At 65.9% G+C, this 18,167-nt stretch carries 17 protein-coding genes; 4 read left to right on the forward strand and 13 right to left on the reverse strand.

All coding sequences use genetic code 11. From position 1 onward, the window contains the following. Positions 1 to 6 precede the first annotated feature (6 nt). The 4 genes from ACROUL_RS17505 to ACROUL_RS17520 form a co-directional block, all read right to left on the reverse strand. On the reverse strand, positions 7 to 2,673 hold the full coding sequence (locus ACROUL_RS17505) for a DUF2793 domain-containing protein (protein WP_431300718.1): 2,667 nt from the start codon (positions 2,671 to 2,673) through the stop codon (positions 7 to 9). 99 nt (positions 2,674 to 2,772) lie between these two features. After that, positions 2,773 to 3,666, reverse strand: a complete 894-nt coding sequence (locus ACROUL_RS17510; RefSeq protein ID WP_431300719.1) for a DMT family transporter — start codon at positions 3,664 to 3,666, stop codon at positions 2,773 to 2,775. Positions 3,667 to 3,688: 22 nt separating this feature from the next. After that, entirely contained in the window at positions 3,689 to 4,291 is a 603-nt protein-coding gene (locus ACROUL_RS17515) for a LysE/ArgO family amino acid transporter (RefSeq protein WP_431300720.1), read from the reverse strand. Next, complete coding sequence (locus tag ACROUL_RS17520) at positions 4,284 to 4,667, reverse strand: ACT domain-containing protein (protein WP_431300721.1); 384 nt, start codon at positions 4,665 to 4,667, stop codon at positions 4,284 to 4,286. Before ACROUL_RS17520 ends, ACROUL_RS17515 begins: the two co-directional genes overlap by 8 nt. A 97-nt stretch (positions 4,668 to 4,764) precedes the next feature. Between ACROUL_RS17520 and ACROUL_RS17525 the strand changes: the two genes are divergently transcribed. Both ACROUL_RS17525 and ACROUL_RS17530 read left to right on the forward strand, forming a co-directional pair. Beyond that, entirely contained in the window at positions 4,765 to 5,658 is an 894-nt protein-coding gene (locus ACROUL_RS17525; protein ID WP_431301335.1) for a LysR family transcriptional regulator ArgP, read from the forward strand. 31 nt (positions 5,659 to 5,689) lie between these two features. Then, positions 5,690 to 6,238 carry a DinB family protein gene (locus ACROUL_RS17530; protein ID WP_431300722.1) on the forward strand — a complete coding sequence of 183 codons (549 nt, stop codon included), beginning with the start codon at positions 5,690 to 5,692 and terminating at the stop codon, positions 6,236 to 6,238. A gap of 83 nt (positions 6,239 to 6,321) precedes the next feature. Here the strand turns inward: ACROUL_RS17530 and ACROUL_RS17535 are convergent, their stop codons facing one another. The 6 genes from ACROUL_RS17535 to ACROUL_RS17560 all read right to left on the reverse strand — a co-directional run bounded on the left by ACROUL_RS17535 (position 6,322) and on the right by ACROUL_RS17560 (position 11,615). After that, on the reverse strand, positions 6,322 to 6,735 hold the full coding sequence (locus ACROUL_RS17535; protein WP_431300723.1) for a c-type cytochrome: 414 nt from the start codon (positions 6,733 to 6,735) through the stop codon (positions 6,322 to 6,324). Positions 6,736 to 6,858: 123 nt separating this feature from the next. Continuing rightward, positions 6,859 to 7,602: a YebC/PmpR family DNA-binding transcriptional regulator gene (locus tag ACROUL_RS17540; protein WP_431300724.1), complete on the reverse strand. Its 744-nt coding sequence runs from the start codon at positions 7,600 to 7,602 to the stop codon at positions 6,859 to 6,861. A gap of 86 nt (positions 7,603 to 7,688) precedes the next feature. Continuing rightward, on the reverse strand, positions 7,689 to 8,051 hold the full coding sequence (locus ACROUL_RS17545; RefSeq protein ID WP_431300725.1) for a hypothetical protein: 363 nt from the start codon (positions 8,049 to 8,051) through the stop codon (positions 7,689 to 7,691). Positions 8,052 to 8,062: 11 nt separating this feature from the next. Beyond that, complete coding sequence (locus tag ACROUL_RS17550) at positions 8,063 to 9,841, reverse strand: SLC13 family permease (protein ID WP_431300726.1); 1,779 nt, start codon at positions 9,839 to 9,841, stop codon at positions 8,063 to 8,065. Positions 9,842 to 9,855: 14 nt separating this feature from the next. After that, positions 9,856 to 10,806: a DMT family transporter gene (locus tag ACROUL_RS17555; protein ID WP_431300727.1), complete on the reverse strand. Its 951-nt coding sequence runs from the start codon at positions 10,804 to 10,806 to the stop codon at positions 9,856 to 9,858. Then, the gene (locus ACROUL_RS17560; protein WP_431300728.1) at positions 10,803 to 11,615 is read right to left on the reverse strand and encodes a TIGR00282 family metallophosphoesterase; all 813 of its coding nucleotides are present in this window, start codon (positions 11,613 to 11,615) and stop codon (positions 10,803 to 10,805) included. Before ACROUL_RS17560 ends, ACROUL_RS17555 begins: the two co-directional genes overlap by 4 nt. A gap of 289 nt (positions 11,616 to 11,904) precedes the next feature. On the opposite strand from ACROUL_RS17560, the gene ACROUL_RS17565 reads away from it, so the two are divergent. Then, on the forward strand, positions 11,905 to 14,298 hold the full coding sequence (locus ACROUL_RS17565) for a ligase-associated DNA damage response DEXH box helicase (RefSeq protein WP_431300729.1): 2,394 nt from the start codon (positions 11,905 to 11,907) through the stop codon (positions 14,296 to 14,298). Between the two features lie 93 nt (positions 14,299 to 14,391). Further along, on the forward strand, positions 14,392 to 15,039 hold the full coding sequence (pdeM, locus tag ACROUL_RS17570; RefSeq protein WP_431300730.1) for a ligase-associated DNA damage response endonuclease PdeM: 648 nt from the start codon (positions 14,392 to 14,394) through the stop codon (positions 15,037 to 15,039). Here the strand turns inward: pdeM and folD are convergent. From folD to ACROUL_RS17585, 3 genes are all read right to left on the reverse strand, one after another. Further along, positions 15,036 to 15,926 carry a bifunctional methylenetetrahydrofolate dehydrogenase/methenyltetrahydrofolate cyclohydrolase FolD gene (gene folD / locus ACROUL_RS17575; RefSeq protein WP_431300731.1) on the reverse strand — a complete coding sequence of 297 codons (891 nt, stop codon included), beginning with the start codon at positions 15,924 to 15,926 and terminating at the stop codon, positions 15,036 to 15,038. The two genes, pdeM and folD, sit on opposite strands and share 4 nt — an antisense overlap. Positions 15,927 to 15,930: 4 nt before the next feature. Further along, complete coding sequence (locus ACROUL_RS17580) at positions 15,931 to 16,239, reverse strand: chorismate mutase (protein WP_431300732.1); 309 nt, start codon at positions 16,237 to 16,239, stop codon at positions 15,931 to 15,933. A gap of 69 nt (positions 16,240 to 16,308) precedes the next feature. After that, the gene (locus ACROUL_RS17585) at positions 16,309 to 17,985 is read right to left on the reverse strand and encodes a formate--tetrahydrofolate ligase (RefSeq protein WP_431300733.1); all 1,677 of its coding nucleotides are present in this window, start codon (positions 17,983 to 17,985) and stop codon (positions 16,309 to 16,311) included. Between the last annotated feature and the right edge of the window lie 182 nt (positions 17,986 to 18,167).

Below are 18,167 nucleotides of genomic sequence, written 5' to 3' on the forward strand. Positions count from 1 at the left end.
CAATCGTCAGTTATCGGTCTCGACGTATATCTGCGAAACCGCCACCCCGACCACTGCAGACGTGCCGCCCACGCTCATCTGCACCGTTGGTGCCAGCGGTGCGGCGGTGCCCGGCAGGTTTGTCGTGACGGTTCCGGTTGCCGACGCGCCGGTGTCCAGATTCTCCACCTGATAGCTCACCGACTGGGTCGTGCCGGGCGGCGAGAACACCGTGATCCGGTAGATCGTGGTGCGGTCCACGGTCGGCACCGGGAACGCCGCGCCAAGGTCGATCTTCGTCGCAACACCGGCGCCGTCGTTTGCCATGAACTGGACGTTCGCATCGGCGGCGTCCCAGCCCATCCCGACCATGTCGGTCAGGGTCGAGGGCTCCACGTCGGCAGGCGCCCCGGTCGGGCGCATCCCCACAAAGGCGCGGTGCGTGGCGTTGGCAACGCCGGTTGCGGGGCCCCAAACGGCGACCAGATGAAACCCGCCCCGGTTGGCCGCAGCCCCGCCGACGGTGAACTGGTTCGCCTGGCTGCGCATCCCGGCGACAGCGGTGGTCGCGGCGGTCGTGATCAGAAACTCGGATTTGCGCACCTGCCCCCAGAACGTGCCGCCCGCCCAGTTCGACGACGTAAGCGTTCCGGTGGTCGACATGATCAGACCGTCTCCGGTGACAGCCACCGCGCTCGAGCCGGGCGAATTCCAGCGTCCAACCTTGTTGCGCCCGATATGGGGTTGCAGCGAACTGTCCAGACCGCTTGGCCCTATGAACGCCGGCATGATCCGCCCGCCCACATTGCGGGCGAAAAGGTTCGCGTTGCCCGCAGCCGGGGTGGCGGGGCTGGTCACCACCGGAAACGTCACCTCGCCCGCATCGCTGACGAGGTTCACGCTGTTGCGGATCAGCTTTCCGGTCACACCATCAAACCGCGCCAGCGCAAGGTTGGTGGCTGTAGCAGGGCCGACCACATCGCCCGACCCGCCGCCCGCTGCCGCCGACAGCGTGGTGCCCGTCATCGTCAGGCCCGACCCCAGCGTAATCTCCTGCACGTCGCCCGTCCCGCCATCGCCCCGGCCCAACAGCCGCGACGCCGCCGATACATTCTGCATCTTGGCATAGCTCACCGCGTCCGCGTCGATGGTCCAGACCGCGCCAGACGCCGATACCGTGATGTCGCCCTTGTCGCCATCGCTCACTCCGCCGCCCGTCGCGTCGGTGTCGTTGATCCACGCCGAGCCGTTCCACTTCAGAACCTGCCCGGTCACCGGCGCGGTGATCGTCACATCCGCCAGCGCATTGACCGAGGCCGCCCCGATCCGCGCATCCGCCGCCGCCGAAAAGTCGGTGACCTGCGCCGCCGTGTGCGAGTGCGCCGTCGCGGCCGCCCCCACTTCGGCGGCAGTATAGGCCAGCGCTGTCTTCACCTGCGCAACCGTCAGATCCTCGGGGTCGCCGCTGCCCGCCGTAACGCGGCCCTTGAACGTCGCCGTCGCCATGTTCGCCAGTTTCGCATTCGTCACCGCATCGTTGGCGATGGTCAGCGCCGTCGCACCCGTCACATCTCCGGTATGCGTCGCGTTCGTCACCTTCGCGGTGTTTGCCGTCACCGCCGCCGTCGCCGCAACTGCCGCCGCGAAATCGCTGATCGTCGCCGCCAGTTGCGTGCCGGTATGCGTCGTGCGGTCGCGCAGTGCCGCGTCGCTGACGTTGGCCGTGGCCCCGTTGGCGACGTTCAGGATGGTCCGCGCCATTGCCGGGGTCAGAACCTCCGGCGCGCCGGTGCCCGCCGTATCCCGGCCCAAAAACACGTCGGTCGGCACATCGGCAAGCTTGCCCAATGTGACGGCCCCGGCGTCGATGCTCCAGACCGCGCCGCCGCCCGAGACGGAAAGATCGCCCTTGTCGCCGTCCGTCACCGCGCCGCCGCCCAAAACCACCGTGCCGCCGCCGCTGCGCACCTTGACCTCACCGGTCGTCGTGTTCAGCCACAGCGTTCCATCCACCGGCGCGCCCGGATCTGCGGCCTGCCCGCCCAACCGAACCGGCTGCGGCAGCGTCACCCGGCCGGTCGCCGCATCGGCCACCAGTGCGGTGTTGAACGCCGACCCGTTCGCGCTGACCTTGACCGAGAAGTCGTCCGTCCCCGCCGTGCCCATCTCTGCCCGGCCCGAAAATCCGGTCTGGAACAGAAGGCTCGCCGTATCGCCCGCCGTGGCCTTGTTCAGCTTCAGCTGGTGCCCCGCACCGGCATGGTTCAACAGCGTCGCCGGCGACGACACCGTCAGCCGGTTCGTCGCATCCGGCGTGGCCGATACGCCCACACGCGACGCCACGAACGGCGCCTCCGAAGGCGCCTTCCACGCAGCCCCGTCGAACACCGCCGTCTGCCCCTCGGCCAGCACATGCGCCTGCCAACCCAGAAGGGGCGCAGTGAACTGCCAGCCCGTTTCCGCATAGAATGCGATCTTGCCCGATTGCCCGGCCCAAGGCCCGGTCGCCCCCGCCGCCACGATATGGCGATCCCCCACCGCCGGCAGCGCCGGTGCGGTGGTCAGCGTCCGGTTGATCACCGACAACTGGACGATCAGGTCCAAGACCGCCAGCGCCTCGTTATGGGTGACGTGTTTCTGCGCCTGCGCAGGAAGGATCAGGGGCAGCGACAGGATCGTGGTTTCGTCGGGCATGAATACCTCCGCAGGAACGCCTTGACGCGCGACCCTAGGGATCAGCCCTTCATGCCCCGTAACCCGACCGCGCGCCCCCAAGGCCCTGCGCGCAACGCCTCACAACTCCGGCTGCGGCGGTATGCGCCCGCGCCGCGCCTCGGCCCAAGTGTTCAGGCTGACCGCACCCACGATCATCGCCCCACCCAGCAGCACGAACGCATCCACCGCCTCGCCAAAGACCACCGCGCCAAGGATCGCCGCCCAGACGATCTGCAAGAACGTCACCGGTTGCGTCACCGCCAACGGTGCCGCCGCGAAGGCCCGCGTCATCGTGTAATGCCCAAACGTCGCCAGAGCCGCCACCACCGCCAGCCACGCCCACTGGTCCCAGCGCACCGGCTCCCACACCCACAGCGCAAAGGGCAACAACCCCAACGCCACCGTCACCGACAGCACCGCCACCACCACACTCGCCGAGGCCATCGAACTCAACCGCTTGGCAAAGATATAGCTCACCGCAAAGCACAAGGTCGCCGCCATCTGCGCCAGATGCCCGACCGACACCTCGCGCAGCCCCGGTCGCAGAACGACGAGCGCCCCCAGCAACGCCACGACGATCGAGATCACCCGCCCGCGCCCCAGCCCCTCGCCCAGCAAAAGCCCCGCAATCACCAAGACCACCACCGGGTTCAGAAACCCGATCGCCGCCATCTCCGCCACCGGCACCCGCGCCATCGCGTAGAACCAGAAGATCACCGCCGCGACATGCAGCACGCCCCGCCAGCCGAACAGCTTCAGCACCGAAGGCGGAAACCGCGTCGCCCGCGCGGCCCAGATCGCCGGGCCAAGGAACACCAGCCCGATGGCAAAGCGGATGAACGCCGACTGCGCCGCCGGAAGGTCGGTCCCCAGATGCCGCACGATCCCGTTCACGCCGACAAAGGCAATCCCGGTGATCAACATCCACATCACGCCCTCTACCGGGCGCCCAAGGTCGGTCATCTTCTGCATGGGGCGGACAGAACCCGAAGGTTCAGCCAAACACAAGGGCCGCCGCGATGGCCCACATCGTCAGGCCCACCACCACCTCCAGCACCACCCAGGCCTGCGGCCTTGCGAACAACGGCGCCAAGAGCCGCGCCCCGAACCCAAGCACCGCAAAGAAACTCAACGACCCCAACGCCGCCGCAATGCCGAACGCCACCCCATGCGGTGCATACTGCGCCGAGATCGACCCCATCAGCACCACCGTATCCAGATAGACATGCGGGTTGGCCCAGGTCAGCATCAGGCATGTCGCAATCACCTGCTTCAGCGGCGCCGCCTTGGCATCTGCGGGTAACAAGGCTTCACCGCCCTGCATCGCCGCCCGAAAGCAAGAAGCGCCATAGACCAGAAGGAACGCAACTCCCAGCCAGCGCATCGCCTCGCCGATCCAGGGTGCTGAGCGCGACAATGCGCCAAACCCCGCCACGCCCGCCGCAATCAGCACCGCGTCCGACAGCGCGCAGATCGCAACCACGACGGCGACATGTTCCCTTCGCAAACCCTGTCGCAGCACAAAGGCATTCTGCGCACCGATCGCAAGGATCAGGCTGATGGCCACCAGATAGCCCTGCAACGCCGCCTCAACCACGCGACGCCTCCTGCAGGGCGGCCAGTGCATCGTGGCGCCGGTCCCATTGCACAAGGATATGGTCATGGTGGAAGCCCGCGATCACGTTCGCGCTGATCCCGACGGCAGCCAGAGCCGTGGCGAAGGTTGCCGTCAATCCGACTGCGGCAAGGTCGCTGTGGATGCCAAGGCTGATCCGCGCCCAAGGGTCCGAATGCATCCCCGCCGCCTGCATGTCCGCCAATATGGCCACCACGGTCAGCCCCTCTTCTTCGGCCACCGTCGCGAAGGGTTGCAGCGGCAGCGTTCCGCCGCGCCAGACCGCAATCCCGTAGGGCGTGGAAGACAAGAGCGGCTCCATCTTGCGCAACAAGACGTCCAGATCGCGTTCAGCCATGCTTCCGCTCACCCATGATGTGTTTCGGTTTCGGGCTTGACTAATTGCTTGGCGCGGCATCAATCAAATTAAATCCTTTGTGGTAACATTAGCAAAACTGATGCTGGACCCAGCCCAACTCGCAGCACTGGCCGCCGTCCACCGACGCGGCTCGTTCGATTTTGCCGCCGCGGCCCTCGGGGTCACGCCCTCGGCCATCTCGCAACGTATAAAGGCACTGGAAGAAGTGACCGGAACGTTGCTTGTGCGCCGTGGCCAGCCCTGCACCGCAACCGCGACGGGACTGCGCCTGATCCGCCATCATGACGAGGTCGCGCTCCTTGAAAGCAGCCTGCTGGCAGACCTTCCCGGTCTCAACACAGGCCCCGCCACCCTGCGCATCGCGGTCAATTCCGACAGCCTCGCAACTTGGGTGATCCCGGCACTTGCCGCAACCGAAGGGCTGCTGTTCGACCTCGTGATCGACGAAGAAGAGGGAAGCCAGGAATGGCTGAAGCGCGGCGAAGTGATCGCCGCCATCACCTCCCACGCCGGCCCGCTTCAGGGCTGCGACACGATGCCCCTCGGTAGCCTGCGCTTCCGCGCCACCGCATCACCGGCCTTCATGCAGCGCTGGTTCCCGGATGGCCCGACCGCCGAAGCGCTCGCCCGCGCACCCGCGATTACCTTCTCCGACAAGGACCGGCTGCAAGAACGCTGGATCATGCGCCACACCGGCACCAGCGCCCGCAGGGTGATCTTTCCCAGCCACCGGATAGCCTCGTCGCAGGCCTTCCTTGATGCCGGCCTCAACGGCCTCGGCTGGAGCATGAACCCCGACATACTCGCCGCGCCACACCTCGCCGCTGGCACTCTCGTCGAACTCTTTCCCGACACTCCCCTCGACGTGGCCCTGCACTGGCAATTCACCCGCCTTGCCGCACCCGCCCTCGCCCCGGTGACCGACGCGATCCGCCGCTCGGCCCGCGCCCTGCTGGTGCAGCCGCCTTGACGCGCCGCACCCGCCCCGCAAAACTGGCGGCATGACAGACCCACACCGCCCCTACCGCCAGCTAGCCCGCAACAACCGCCTCGCCAACCGCCGCCTCGCCGGCGCCATCGCGGCGCTGCAGCCCGGCGAGTGGGAGGCCCCGCGCACCAGCTTTTTCCCCAGCCTCCGTGCCACGATGAACCACATCTATCTGGTGGATCGCTTCTACATCGACGCGCTGCAAGGCGGCACGCTTGGGGTCTCGGTCTTCGCCAGCCCCGAACCCTTCCCCGACCCGGCCCCACTCGCCGCCGCGCAAGATGCGCTCGACACCACCGTCCTCGCCCTCATCACCGACGCGCCAGACCTGAACCGCCCGGTCCACATCCACCGCGCCGACCGCATCCAGACGGAAACGCTGGCCGACACCCTGATGCACCTGTTCCTGCACAGCCAGCACCACCGCGGGCAGGTCCACGCCATGCTCTCTGGCAGCACCGTCAAGCCGCCGCAACTGGACGAATTCTTCATGGCAGACGACGCCCGCTTCCGCGCAGACGACCTCGCCGCCCTCGGCTGGACCGAATCCGACCTCGCCTGACCAGACGAACGCCTCCCTTCCCCCTCATGGGAGAAGGCTGGCGCGCGGGGCCGCCCCCTTCGGCCGAACCAGACCCCGCCCGCCTACTTCTGGATCGTGCGCAGCCACGCCACCAGATCGGCAATCGGCTGGCTCGTCATCAACGGCTGCCCGGTCTCGGTCTTCAAGGCCACGTCATGGCCTTCAAAGAAGTTGCCATACACCGGCATCGCGCTGCCGTGCGCCACCAGCGGGTCACGCCCGTCGATCCGCGACGTCACCCGCTCCAGCGGAAACTCCCCGCCATGCCGGGCCACCAGCGTCGTCAGGTCCGACGGCTGCACCGTCAGCGCCGTCACCATCGGCCCATGCCCGGTCGCCTCGATCCCGTGGCAGACCGCGCAATGCGCGCGGTACAGCGCTTCGCCCGTCACCGCGTCACCCGGCACCACCTCGCCCTCGGCAAAAGCCGGCCCCGCCAGCGGGACGATCAGGAAAATCCAACTCCAGCGCGTCATGCCATCCTCCATGCTGCATACCGCACAAGGCTACACCACCCGCCTGCGCCAGCATTGATCAAGGTCACACAAACGAAAAAGGCCCCCGTCACCGAGGGCCCTTTCATCCATTGGCAGCTAGGCTCACTCCAGCAGCGCCGCAACCTCTTCGGGAATGTCGAAGTTGTGCGTCACGGTCTGCACATCGTCATCCTCTTCCAGCATGTCGATCAACCGCATCAGCTTTTGCGCGGTTTCCAGATCAACCTCGGTCAGGGTCTGCGGCTTCCAGATCAGCTTTGATTCCGTCGATTCCCCCAGCGCCTTTTCCAGCGCGTCCGAAACCTCCGACAAGTTCTCCACCTGGCAATAGATCCAGTGGCCGTCCTCGTCGCTTTCGACGTCATCCGCACCGGCATCTAGCGCCGCCATCATCACGTCATCCGCCGATCCGACGCTGGCCGGATAGGAAATCTCGCCCACCCGGTCAAAGCTGTGCGCGACCGATCCCGTGGTGCCAAGATTGCCGCCGCATTTGGAGAAATACGACCGCACGTTCGACGCCGTGCGGTTCACGTTGTCGGTCATCGTCTCGACGATCACCGCGATCCCGTTAACGCCGTAGCCCTCATAACGGATCTCAGTGTAATCCGCGCTGTCGCCCATCTGCGATTTCTTGATCGCCCGGTCGATCACGTCCTTTGGCATCGACACGGCCTTCGCCGCCTTCACCGCCAGCCGCAGACGCGGGTTCATGTCGACGTCTGGCATCCCCATCTTGGCCGCGACGGTGATTTCCTTCGCCAGCTTCGAGAACATCTTGGAGCGCAACTTGTCCTGCTTGCCCTTGCGGTGCTGGATGTTCGCCCATTTCGAATGGCCTGCCATGACCCCTGAACTCCGGTCTAGAATTGATGGCGTCCTCTACACCAGCGCACCGCGTCCCCGCAACCCCGCCAGCAAAGACGCCTCGGTCAGCCGCCCGCCAGATCCGCCGCCGCCGACACGAACACCCGGTCGATCCCGGCCGGATCGGTGATCACCACCTCCGCCATCGGCGGCGCAGCACCTTCGGCGCCCAAGGGCTCGGTCAGCCCGGTCGAAAGCCTGCGCAAACCGTCGCGGTCCGCCACCTCCCGCACCGCATAGCCATACCCCGGCCCGCACGGCTCCAGCCGCCCCACGCCACCCGCCGCCGCCCAGTTGGCCTGGCACACCGTCCCATCCGACAGCGTCACCGTCAGCACGTCAGCCGACAGACGCGCCGCCTGCGGCACCGGATTGCCCGCAGCAACCGAACAGCCCGCCAGCAGGATCGGCCCCAAAAACCGGCGCATCGCATTGCCCATCACAGCGGCCAGATCACCGGAATCAGCGCGCAGGCCACAAGCATCACGATGATATTCAGCGGCAGCCCGATCTTCACATAATCCGAGAATTTGTAGCCGCCCGGACCGTAAACCATCATGTTGGTCTGATACCCAACCGGGGTCGCAAAGGCGAGCGTGGCCGAAAACATCACCGCCACCACGAAGGGCCGCGGATCATACCCAAGGTTCTGCGCCAGCTCGATGGCAATCGGCGTGTAGATCACCGCGACCGCGTTGTTAGACAGGAACTCGGTCAGCACCAACCCAAGGAAATACACCGCCAAAATCAGGAAGAACGGGCTCAACCCCACCAGCCACGGCGCCACCGCCGTGACTATCAATTCCACAGCGCCGGAATGGTCCAGCCCCTCGCCCACTGCCAGCATCGCGAAGATCATCGCCAGCAAACGCCCGTCGACAAAGGAAAACGCCTCGTCGCTGTCCACGCAATGCGTGATCAGGATCAAAGCCACCGCAATCACCGCCAAAGGCAGGATCGGTGCTGCATCCACCGCCGAAAGCCCCACGATCAGCGCCAGCGCGGCAATCGCGATCGGCGCCTTAGCCCGGCGGAACGGCGTCACGCGCGGACGGCTGATATCGACCAGATCCATGTCGGCGGCCAATTTCTGGATATCTTCGATCGCGCCTTCCAACAGCAGCGTATCGCCCACCCGCACGATCAGGTCATCCAGCTGCCGCCCGATGTTCTGGTTGCGACGATGCACCGCCAGCACATAAACCCCGTACCGCCGCCGGATGCGCAACTCGCCCAGACTGCGCCCCTCCATCCGGCACCCCGGCCCGATCAACACCTCGACCGTCTCGGTCTTCACCGAGCTTAGCTTGTCGACCAGAAGCACGTCCTTGCGGGTCTGCATCCCCAGAATCTCGGTCATCTCGGTGCGCAGAACCACGCGGTCCCCTGCCGACAGCACCACCGCCGCCAGATCGCGCCGGAGCGAGGCATCGCCGCGCAACACGTCGATCACCCGCACCCCGTCGCGCTTGAACAGATCCACATCCGTCACCGCCTGCCCGATCAGGGTACTGTTTTCCGGCACCGCAACCTCGGTAAAAAACTTCATCTTCCGCCGGTCGCTCAGCAGAACGCCCATCGACTGGCGCACCGGCAGCAGCCGGTTGCCGAACAGCGCCAGATAGATCGCCCCCGCCACCGTCACAGCAATGCCAAGGGGCGCAATCTCGAACAGGCTGAAATGCTCCAGCCCCTGCTCGCGCGCTACGCCATCGACCAGAATGTTGGTCGAGGTGCCGATAAGCGTGATCATGCCCCCCAGCACCGTCAGATAACTCAGTGGGATCAACAGCTTCGATGGCGCCGTCCCGATCTTGATCGCGATCTGGATCACCACCGGGATCATCACCGCCACCAAGGGCGTGTTGTTCATGAATGCCGACGCCACTGCGATGAACCCGAACAGGACCGCAATCGTCGTGCGCGGCCGGTCGCCCACATAACGCCCCGCCGTGGTGATGATCACCTCCACCGCGCCGGTGCGCACCAGCCCGCCCATCACCAGAAACATCATCGCGATGGTCCACGGGGCCGAATTCGACAGCACCGACGTCGCGTCCTTGATCGGCAGGATGCCCAAGACCAGCATCACCGCCGCGCCACCGATGGCCGTCACCTCGACGGGCGTGCGTTCCATCACGAACAGAACGAACATCACCGCCAGAATGCCCAGCGCAACAAACGCCTGCGCCTCGACCGGGATCGCCAATCCGAACATGCTGTCTCCCGGTGTCAGGCGGCGCGGGCGGTCCGCGTCCGTGGTTGCACCAATGCCACGCCGGCCAACATCACCACAAGCGCCACCCAGACCAAGGGCGAAAACCGCTCACCCAAAAGGATCATTGCCCATAAAACACCCGACGCCGTGACCAGATAGGAACATTGCGAGGCGAAAACCGATCCAGCCCGCGACGCCAGCCAGACATAGCTTGAATAGACCAGCGCATGCACGACCGATGAGATCACCAGCGCCCCCTCCGCCCGGCCCATCGGAAACGGGTCCACCCACTGCCCGGTGCCCCAGGCAATCGGCGCGGCCATCACCATGCCCACGACGCAAACCCCGAACATCGCCTGCACCGCGTCCATCCCGGCCGTGCCACGGCTGGCGACGTAATTTGCCTCCATCGCGTAAAACAGCGGCCCGATCATCGCCACCATCACCCAACCAAGGCTGACACCCACCCCGCCCCCCGGATTGGCGATCAACGCCACCCCGGCAAGGCCCAGCAATAACCCGCCCAGCCGCAGCGCCGAAAACCGGTCCAGCCCCAACGCCAACGCCATAGGAAACGCAATCAGCGGCACGGTGGAAATCAGGATCGACATGATCCCCGCCGGCAGATGCACAACGGCGGCATAGAACGTCGCGTTCGGGATCAGCGTACCAATGGTGGCCACCACCGCGTAGAAGGTCATTGCCTCACGGGTAAAAACCATGCCCCGCCGCCTGACCAGCGACACGATCCCCAGCACAATCGCGCCCACCACCAATTGCCAGAAGATCAACCCGAACGGCTGATGCCCCGTCGCCGTCGCCATCTTGCCCAGCGACTGCGTCGACCCCCAGCCCACGCCCAAGACCACCAGCACGGCCACGAAGAACAACCGTTCCCGCACCGCACCCCGCGCGGCGGAGGGAGCGGGCGGTGGACCCGCCGAAAAGCCCTGCGCCTCGCTCACGGAACCGCCTGCTCCAGCCGCCCGCCAACGCGGATCATCCGCACCTTCGTCGCGCGCCCGGTCTTGTCATCCGTCTCGACATAAACCCCCGACAGGGTCGCCTCACCGCCCGCAGGCTCGAACCGCCCCTTCGCCATCCCGGTGATGAAGCGCCGCAACGGCTCCATCTTCTCCATCCCGATCACAGAATCATAATCGCCGCACATCCCGGCGTCGGACAGGTAGGCCGTGCCTTTCGGCAAAATCTGCGCATCCCCCGTCGGCACATGGGTATGCGTGCCCACCACCAGCGACGCCATCCCGTCGCACCAATGCCCGGTCGCCATCTTTTCGCTCGTGGCCTCGGCGTGAATATCGACAATTGCCGCCTGCACAGCAGCGCCCAGCGTATGCACCTTCAACACCGACTCCAGCGCGCTGAAAGGATCGTCGAAGGGCCGCTTCATGAACACCTGCCCCAAGGCCTGCGTCACCAGCACGCGCCGACCTTGCGTGGCCTCGAACACCCGGAATCCCTTGCCGGGTGCCACCTTGGAAAAGTTCAACGGTCGGATGATCCGCGGCTCGGTCTCGATAAAGCTGAGCATATCCTTCTGGTCGAACGCATGGTCGCCCAAGGTCAGGCAATCCGCCCCCGCCGCCAGCAGCGCCTTGGCGTGCTCCGCCGTCAGCCCCGCTCCCTGGCTCGCGTTCTCGCCGTTGACCACAACGAAATCGAGCCCCCAGTCGGCCCGAAGCCCCGGCAAACGCTCCGTCACCGCCGTCCGGCCCGACCGGCCCATCACATCGCCAAGGAAAAGGAGTCTCATGGAGGAACGGCTTAGAGCAAATCGCTTCGTCCTGCCAGAGGTCCGAAAGGAGACCGTCCAGTAGACGGTCACCCGGACCGATTGCCCGAAAGCGCGAGCCGGAGGGCAAGAGGGTCGCCGCCCGCACACCCCGATTCGCCCCAAAAGGTTAACCCGGCCCCCAGCCATACGCCTGCCATACGCAAACCAGACGCATAGCAGCCAAAGACTTCCATGCAAATTCAACCGCTTACCCCAGCGCCCGCGCCAAACCGTTCCCCAACCCCGCCCCACGCCTTATCTCTGTGCCATGACCGCCCTCCGCCCCGCCCTCGCCACCTGGTTCGCCGCCAAAGGCTGGACCCTCCACCCGCACCAGACCGAGATGCTGGCGCTCGCGCATACCCCTGCCACCCTCCTCATCGCCCCCACCGGCGGCGGCAAGACCCTCGCCGGTTTCCTCCCCACCCTGGCCGAGCTTGGCCCGACCCCGCCCCCCGGCCTCCACACCCTCTACATCTCCCCCCTCAAGGCCCTCACCGCCGACATCCGCCGCAATCTCCGCACCCCGATCGAGGGCGCCGGCCTCAATATCCGCGTCGAGGACCGCACTGGCGACACCACCTACACCCAGCGCCGAAAGCAGCGCGCCGACCCGCCGCATATCCTGCTGACCACGCCGGAAAGCCTCGCCCTGCTCCTTTCCTACGAAGACGCCCCACGAATTTTCCAAGGTCTGCAACGGGTTATCATCGACGAAATCCACGCTCTCGCCGAATCCAAACGCGGTGACCAACTCGTCCTGCAGATCGCCCGCTTGCAATCCCTGAACCCCCACCTTCGCCGGATCGGCCTCTCCGCCACGGTTGAAAACCCGCCCGCCCTCGCCCAATTCCTCGCCCCCGAAACCACGATCCTTCAGGCCGACCCCGGCCCCGACCCCGACATCTCCATGCTGGAAACCGACGCCCCGCCGCCGTGGTCCGGCGGCGGCGGCCGCTACGCCATCCCGGCCGTCCTGAACGAGGTCACGCGCCACCGCACCACCCTCATCTTCCACAACACCCGCGCGCAGGCGGAACTCTTCTTCCACGATCTCTGGCTACAGAACGAAGACGGCCTCCCCATCGGCATCCACCACGGCTCGCTCAGCCGCGAACAACGCGACCGCGTCGAACAGGCAATGACCGCAGGCGCACTCCGCGCCGTTGTCTGCACCGGCTCGCTCGACCTCGGCATCGACTGGGGCGATGTCGATCTGGTGATCCAGGTCGGCGCGCCGAAAAACGTGAAACGCCTCGTGCAAAGGATCGGCCGTGCCAACCACCGCTACAACGCCCCGTCAAAGGCGCTCCTCGTCCCGGCCAACCGCTTCGAGGTGGTGGAATGCCAAGCCGCGCTCGACGCCGTCCGCGACCACACCCTCGACGGCGAGCCGCGCGGCCCCGGCCCCCGCGACGTCCTTTGCCAGCACATCCTCGCCACCGCCTGCGCCGGGCCGTTCGACGCCGACGACCTCTACCGCGAGGTCATCACCGCCGGCCCCTATGCCCTTCTGACCAAACAGGAATTCGACGCCTGCCTCGATTTCACCGCCACCGGCGGCTATGCCCTCAAAGCCTACGACCGCTGGCAGCGATTGAAGTTAACAAATGGTAAATGGCACCTGCGCGACCCGCGCGCCGCCGCCGTGATCCGCCAGAACCTCGGCACCATCATCGACATCGACACCCTCAAGGTCCGCCTCAAGGGCCGCTTCGGCGGCACCCCCCTGGGCGAGGTCGAGGAAGGCTTCGCCGCCTCCCTCCTGCCCGGCGATACCTTCCTCATAGGCGGCGAGGTGGTGCGCTATGAAGGCCTCAAGGAACTCACCGTCGAGGTCAGCCGCACCCCCGGTCGCGACCCAAAGGTGGCCGTCTTCAACGGCACCAAATTCGCCACCTCCACCCTCCTCGCCGACCGCATCCTGGAAATCTTCCAGCAGCCAAGCTGGCCCGACCTCCCCACCCACACCGCCCAATGGCTCGCCCTCCAGCGCGAGGTTTCCCGCCTCCCCGACCCCCACTCCCTGCTCCTCGAATCCTTCCCCCACGACGGCCGCGAACACCTCGTCGTCTACGGCTTCGCTGGCCGCAACGCCCAGCAAACCCTCGGCCTCCTCGTCACGAAACAGATGGAATCCCAAGGGCTTGCCCCCTTGGGCTTCGTCGCCACCGATTACGCCACGCTGATCTGGGGCATCGACCCCGTCACCGACCCGGGCCCCCTCTTCGACCTCGAAACCCTGCGCGACGGGCTCGAGACCTGGCTCTCCGGCAACGCCGTGATGAAGCGCACCTTCCGCTCCACCGCCATCATCGCGGGCCTGATCGAACGCTCGCACCAGGGCCGCCGCAAATCAGGGCGGCAAGCTACCTTCTCCTCCGATATCCTCTACGACACGCTCCGCCGCTTCGACCCCGACCACATCCTCTTACAGATCACCCGCGAAGAGGCCCTCCGCGGCCTGATCGACTTCTCCCGCATCGAAGCCCTCCTCGCCCGCGTCGGCGACCGCATCCACCTCGTCCGCCGCCCCCGCGTCACCCCGCTCGCCGCCCCCCTGTTCTTCGAGCCGGGTCGCATCCCCGTCCACGGCCAGGGCCGCGACCGCCTCGCCGCCGACGCCGCCCAAAAGCTGATGGAAGCCGCCGGCCTCGCCTGATCCGCGCCACTTCGCGTTTGCCCTTTGCTGAAATCCTGCGGCGCGAGGCTCCACCCTTGCCAGGACCGCCTTGCCGGGGCAAAAGGCACGCCCATGCACCACGCGATCTTCTTTCACGGACAGACACTGCACCTGATGCCCTCTGGCGCGCTGCACTGGCCCGCCGAGCGGCTGCTCGTTGTCTCCGACCTGCACTTCGGCAAATCCGAACGCCTTGCCCGCCGCGGCGGCAGCCTTCTGCCCCCCTACGAGACGCGGGCGACCCTCGCCAAACTTGACGCTGATCTCGATGCCACCAAGGCTGCACAGGTCATCTGCCTTGGCGACAGCTTCGACGATGACGCCGCTGCCGATGGCCTCGACGAGGCCGACACGCTCTGGCTCACCCGCCTCATGGCTGGCCGCGCCTGGACATGGATCACCGGCAACCACGACCCCGGCCCGGTCAGCATCGGCGGCAGCCACCGCGCCGAACGCGCCCAGCACCCCTTCACCTTCCGCCACATCGCGGAGGCCGCCGGATTTGCTGAAATATCAGGCCACTACCACCCGAAAGCCCGCCTTGCAGGGCAAAGCCGCCCCTGCTTTCTGGCCGACCGCAGCCGCATCGTGATGCCCGCCTATGGCGCCTATACCGGCGGGCTTTGGTGCCACGCGCCGGAACTGACTTCCCTCATGGCCCCCGATGCGCTGGCCATCCTCACCGGCAGCCGCGCCCTCGCGATCCCGATGCCGCGCTAGGCGGTCAGGCCCTTCGGCTCGGGCAGCCCGTTCGCGCGGCAGCAGGCCGTCAGCGTATTCGCCAAAAGGCAGGCGATCGTCATCGGCCCCACGCCCCCCGGCACCGGCGTGATCGCTCCGGCAACCGCCGCCGCAGAAGCGTAGTGCACGTCACCCACAAGCTTGACCTTGCCGTCCCGCTCGATCCGGTTGATCCCTACGTCAATCACCGTGGCCCCCGGGCGCACCATGTCGCCGGTGATCATCTCCGGCCGCCCCACCGCCGCCACAAGGATATCCGCCCCCCGGCACACCGCCGCCAGATCCTTCGTGCGGCTGTGCGCAATCGTCACCGTGCAGCTATCGCCCAGCAGCAGTTGCGCCATCGGCTTGCCCACGATGTTGCTGCGCCCCACCACCACCGCATTCATACCCGCCAACGACCCATGATGATCGCGCAGCATCATCAGGCATCCAAGCGGCGTGCAGGGCACCATGCTTTTCTGCCCCGTCCCCAAAAGCCCGACGTTCGATATGTGAAACCCGTCCGCATCCTTCGACGGATCAATCGCATTGATTACCAGCTCCGAATTCAGATGCGCAGGCAGCGGCAACTGAACAAGAATTCCGTGCACTGTCGGGTCCGCGTTCAGCCGCCCGATCAGCGCCAGAAGGTCCGCCTCCGAGGTCTCCGCCGGCAGCTTGTGTTCGAAAGAGGCCATTCCGACCTCGACGGTCTGCACGCCCTTGTTGCGAACGTAAACCTCAGACGCCGGGTCCTCACCCACCAGCACCACAGCCAACCCCGGCGTGATCCCGTGCTCTTCCTTCAACCGCGCCACATGCGCCGCCACCTCGGCCCGCACCCGTGCCGCAAAGGCCTTGCCGTCGATCACCGTGGCCGTCATGTCGTCACCCTTTTCGCAAACTGTCCGGTCCAAGCCGGCTTTCTTCCCGCGCAATCGACCAGTCGATCAACCGCCGCCACAGCTTTTCCACCAGATCGGGCGGCAGACCTTCGGCCACCGCATGGCGGCGCACGTTCGCCACCACTTCCTCGACCCGCGCCTCGATCCGCGCCGGCAGATCGACCTCCGCCTTGATCTCGGCGGCGCGGTCGATGTAACTCGCCCGCTCCGCGAACAGCTTGACCAAAGCCTCGTCCAGCCGGTCGATCTCGGCCCGGATCTCGGTCATGCTGGTGCAATCCTTCGCCTTCATCGCGGCACTCCCTTCAACGGCTGCCCTGACATAGTCGGGCAGCCGCCAAAGGGCAACGCGACCCGTTCGTCAGAACAGCCCTTCGACGTTGCCCGCATCGTTCAGCCGGATCACTTCGGCCGACGGCACCTTGGGCAGACCCGGCATCGTCATGATCTCACCGCAGATCGCCACGACAAAACCGGCCCCCGCCGACAACCGCACTTCCCGCACCGGCACCGTATGGCCCGTGGGTGCTCCGCGCACCGTCGGATCGGTGGTGAAGGAATACTGCGTCTTGGCCACACAAATCGGCAGGTGTCCGTAACCGGCAGCTTCCCAGGTCTTCAACTGATCGCGGATCGCCTTGTCGGCAATCACCTCGTCGGCGTGATAGATGCGCTTGGCAATCGTCTCCAGCTTCTGGAACAGAGGCATGTCGTCCGGGTACAGCGGCGCGAAGTTCGACACGCCGGATTCGGCCAGAGAAACCACCTTCTTCGCCAGTTCCTCGATCCCGGCCGAGCCATGCGCCCAGTGCTTGCACAGGATCGCTTCCGCCCCCTGCTCGGCCACATAGGCCTGCACGGCGGCAATTTCGGCATCGGTGTCGCTGAAGAAGTGGTTGATCGCGACCACCACCGGCACCCCGAACGACTTCACGTTGCCGATGTGGCGGCCCAGGTTCGGGCAGCCCTTCTTCACGGCCTCCACGTTTTCGGCGCCAAGGTCGGCCTTCGCCACCCCGCCGTTCATCTTCATCGCGCGCACGGTCGCCACGATCACCGCGGCGGCAGGCTTCAGCCCCGCCTTGCGGCACTTGATGTCAAAGAACTTTTCGGCCCCAAGATCCGCCCCGAACCCGGCTTCCGTCACTACATACTCACCCAGCTTCAGCGCCGTCTTGGTCGCGATCACCGAGTTGCAGCCATGCGCGATGTTGGCAAACGGCCCGCCATGCACGAAGGCCGGGTTGTTCTCCAGCGTCTGCACAAGGTTCGGCTGCATCGCGTCCTTCAAAAGCACCGTCATCGCGCCATCGGCCTTGATGTCACGCGCATAGATCGGCTTTTTCTCACGCGTGTAGGCCACGACGATGTCGCCCAGCCGCTTTTCCAGATCGGCCAAGTCCTTGGACAGGCACAGGATCGCCATGACTTCCGACGCCACCGTGATGTCGAACCCGGTCTGGCGCGGAAAGCCGTTCGACACGCCGCCAAGGCTGACTACGATATCGCGCAGCGCCCGGTCGTTCATGTCCATCACCCGACGCCAGACGATCCGGCGCTCGTCGATATCAAGGCTGTTGCCCCAGTAGATGTGATTGTCGATCATCGCCGACAGCAGGTTGTGCGCGCTGGTGATCGCATGGAAGTCGCCGGTGAAGTGAAGGTTCATCTCCTCCATCGGCACGACTTGAGCATAACCGCCGCCCGCAGCCCCACCCTTCATCCCGAAGTTCGGGCCGAGGCTGGCCTCGCGGATACACACCACCGCCTTCTTGCCAATCCGGTTCAGCCCGTCACCCAGACCCACCGTCGTCGTGGTCTTGCCTTCGCCCGCAGGCGTCGGGTTGATCGCGGTCACGAGGATCAGCTTGCCATCCGGCCGGCCTTCCAGCGACTTGATGAACTCCTGACCGATCTTCGCCTTGTCATGGCCGTAAGGCAGCAGATGCTCTGCCGGAATCCCCAGCTTCGACCCGATTTCCATGATTGGCCGCTTCTTGGCCTCGCGCGCAATCTCGATATCGGTCTTGAAGGCCATGTGCGTCTCCCAAAGGCGTTGTTCGTTTGCGACGTGATACAGTGCATGGCGGTCTTGCCAAGGGCGTTTTCCGACCTAAGCGTGCCGAATTCGTCAGCCGTGACGAAGTCGCGTCCCGCAAGACGATATTCCATCAAGCGGCCGCAAGCTTCCTCTTTGCGAAAATATCCCACGGGTGGTCC

This window comes from Tabrizicola sp. BL-A-41-H6 (genome assembly GCF_050632395.1).
Taxonomy (GTDB): domain Bacteria; phylum Pseudomonadota; class Alphaproteobacteria; order Rhodobacterales; family Rhodobacteraceae; genus JAUYQR01.